This window comes from Ilyobacter sp., assembly GCF_041583315.1.
In the GTDB taxonomy this organism is placed as follows: Bacteria; Fusobacteriota; Fusobacteriia; order Fusobacteriales; family Fusobacteriaceae; genus Ilyobacter.
Map to the genome: position 1 here is coordinate 1 of NZ_JBFHGC010000325.1, position 3424 is coordinate 3424.

General features: G+C 37.6%; 2 protein-coding genes and 1 riboswitch. Both genes read right to left on the bottom strand.

Annotated elements, in window-relative coordinates; genetic code table 11:
* Window positions 1-8: 8 nt before the first annotated feature.
* Window positions 9-992, bottom strand: a complete 984-nt coding sequence (locus ABZA26_RS10725) for an AIR synthase family protein (protein WP_372714522.1) — start codon at window positions 990-992, stop codon at window positions 9-11.
* Window positions 993-1244: 252 nt separating this feature from the next.
* A riboswitch (cobalamin riboswitch) is annotated at window positions 1245-1421 on the top strand.
* Between the two features lie 247 nt (window positions 1422-1668).
* On the bottom strand, window positions 1669-3156 hold the full coding sequence (locus tag ABZA26_RS10730) for a cobyric acid synthase (protein ID WP_372714523.1): 1488 nt from the start codon (window positions 3154-3156) through the stop codon (window positions 1669-1671).
* Between the last annotated feature and the right edge of the window lie 268 nt (window positions 3157-3424).

Sequence of the window (3424 nt, forward strand, 5' to 3'; positions counted from 1 at the left end):
CTTGGTTTTTATACTACCTTATATAATTCGTCGCTTTCAGGCTCTGATATGTCCTCTATAAAGCATCCGGATATTATAACCTTTGAATTTCCCTTCGTAAATTTCCCTATTATGTGGGATTCAATCCCCTCATTTTTTAGAATTCCAACTACTTCATGACCTTTTTCAGGATCAGCTGCCAGAAGCATAGACCCGCTTGATATGAGTTTCAGAGAATCTATTTTGAAATAATCGCAGATCTGTCTTGTACATTCTGCAATTTTTATTTTTTCCCTGTAAATCTCAGAACCAAAACCATAGAATTCACTCACTTCCCATACTGCACCGAGGACCCCTCCTTCAGTAACATCATGCATTCCCTTTACATAGGGAGAAGCTATTATTCCTTCTCTCACTACACTGATCTTATCCAGCATCATTTTTGCTTCTTTTAAAGTTTCACTTCCAAGTTTTTCTCCTATTTCTTCACTTTTTTCATAGGCTATTATCCCGGTTCCCTCTATACCCGCTCCCTTTGTGAGTATGAGGAGGTCTCCTTCTTTGACTTTTTCTCTCTTTGTATAATCCTCTTTTTTTCCTATACCTATGGCAGTCACAGACACCACCATTCTGTTAACCACTTTTGTGATCTCAGTGTGGCCTCCCATAATAGACACGTTGAGCCTCTCACACTCTGCCTGAGCATCGGTGACCACTCTCTCTATATCTTGGGGCTTAGTTCCCTCAGGAGCGAGTATGGTGAGCATCAGCCCCACAGGCTCTATTCCCGCAGTGGCGATATCGTTGCAGTTGATATTCACAGCCAGCTTTCCCAATTCTTCAGTGGCTCCTGTGATGGGATCACTGGAGATATAGGCCACTTTATCTCCAAAATCAAGGACCGCACAGTCTCCTCCGATTTTTGGGTCTGTGAGTATTTCCGGTCTTCTGTGCCTTATATTTTTAAATACAAGCTTCTCAAGGTCGGAAGCTTTTAATTTTCCTATTTCCAAAATATCACCTCGTTAATAAAATTGAGTAAAAAATTCATATGCAGGGACTTAATTTCTAAACATGTATATTTTAGCACTTAATCTGCCCTTAAGTATAGGGGTAAGTTACTGTTAATTAAAAAAATTATATCACTACTATCTTTCAAATGAAAGGAGTTTTAAGGAGTCTGTATTTTTTTATTCCGTTAAATTATAAAATTTATATATTTAGATATTGACTTTTTAATAAAATGGAGATAATATCTTGCTTGAAAAGAATAGTATTTTAATGGTTCGATTTATCGATTAAAAGGGAAGTGAGGTATTAATCCTCTGCGGTCCCGCCACTGTGACGCTGACGAAAATAGCATTGCCACTGGAATTATCCGGGAAGGGCTGTGATTAGGATGAAGCTGAGCCAGGAGACCTGCCATGAAAAGATTTATGCTAGCCTGCGAGGACGGGAAGTGTGAGAAACATTATGATTTTATTGTATTGTTTTTTATACTTCTCCTATCGGGTTAATCCTGGTAGGAGATTTTTTATTTAAAACTGTATTTATTCATCTGAGCCATCAAGTCAAATTGACATTTTTATATTCTCCTCGGGGAACAGATTATTGTTCCCCGTTGAATAAGCCTTCTTTTATAAAATTATATATAGTTTGTTTGGAAATTAAAATAGGGGCCTAAGGCCCCTATTTTAATATTTTGTATATTTTATCAATATCCAGATTTTCTCTCAGATGTTTTTCCCACTTGTCAAATTCCATTGTTTTGACCTTTTCATAGTCTATTATCTCGGTGTTTTCTTTTAGTCCTTTTTTCACTCTCAGATAATTTAAAATATGTCTTGTGAACTTTCCATTGTCAAATATACCGTGGAGATAGGTGGCCATGATATTTTCTTTATAAACACCTACATAGAGATCACCGTCTAAAAACCTCTCTTCTTTTCCTTCAGTTATTCCCTGATGGATTTCATAACCTTTTACAGTTATCCCATCTAGTCCTGCGAGAATACCTTTGCAGCCAATAAGTTTTTTTTCCACTTGATAGGTTGACTTCTCTTCCCCCATGGTGGTTGTCACATTTAGGAGTCCCAGCCCATCTTCTTCCCCCAGAGGAGTCTCTACACAGAGAGGATCCATTATTTTATCTCCCAGTATCTGAAATCCACCACATATTCCAAAGATAAGTTTACCTTTTGATGATTCTTGCACTATCTTGTCGTAAATACCTGTTTCTTTCATGAAAATAAGATCCCCTATAGTATTTTTACTTCCAGGAATTATGATCATATCTTCCTCACCTATGTCCTCAGGAGAATCTACATAGTTAAGGGCCACATCGCTGTAAAACTCAAAAACATCAAAGTCAGTATAGTTTGACATTTTAGGAGTTCTTATAACTGAGATAGTTATGTCATTTTGAGTTTTTTTAGCAGTTAGTTTTTTTGCCAGGACGTCCTCCTCTTCTATTTTTACATCAAGGAAAGGAAGAACTCCTAACATGGGTATATCAATACCTTCATCTTTTAATCTTTTCTCTATCATTTCAATTCCCGGGTCTAAAATCTCTTTATTCCCTCTGAATTTATTTATGATTATACCTTTGATACGTTCTCTGTCTTTTTTGTCTAGGAGCATTATTGTACCGTATATCTGGGCGAAAACCCCACCTCTTTCTATATCTGAAACCAGTATAACAGGAGCGTCTACCAGTTCTGCCATACCCATATTGACTACATCTACTTTTCGGAGGTTTATTTCTGCCGGACTTCCTCCTCCTTCAAGGACACATATATCATAGTTTTTTCTTATCTTTTCGTATCCTTCCACAGCCACCTCTCTCAGTTTTTTTGTCTGGGAGAAATATTCCACTGCAGTGACATTCCCGCAAGGTTTACCCATGAAAATAACCTGTGAATGATCATCGGCATTGGGCTTTAGAAGAATGGGGTTCATATAGTCCCTAGGTCGCTCTCCACCCATCTCAGCCTGTACTACCTGGGCTCTGCCTAGCTCGAGGCCATCTTCGTCTACAAAAGAGTTTAAGGCCATATTTTGTGATTTAAAAGGACTTACTCTGTATCCGTCTTTATAAAAAATTCTGCAGAGACCTGCTGTCACAAGGCTTTTTCCCACAGAAGAACCTGTTCCCTGGATCATAATTTTTTTATGCATGAAAATCCCCCTAGAGTTTTTTTTAATTATATCACTTTCAGAACATTTTATAAAGAACTTCGATCACTTTCTCTTTTGAAACTATAAATAAAATACTGAATTTACCAGTGTTACTTTTCTCTTGACAGAAAAGTAACCAAAAGGTCAAGAGTTTTCAAATGTCTAGGAAGTAGATGTTTCTTTTAACGCCTTTGTAAGCTACAGTCCTCGGTTCCCTGCGGAACCTATTCTGTAGTACGGCTGAGTGCGGTTTTTTTCCTGTATAAGC

Bases quoted from the DNA above. Each gene is read 5' to 3' on its own strand.
- ABZA26_RS10730 (WP_372714523.1), bottom strand. From the start codon at position 3,156: ATGCATAAAAAAATTATGATCCAGGGAACAGGTTCTTCTGTGGGAAAA.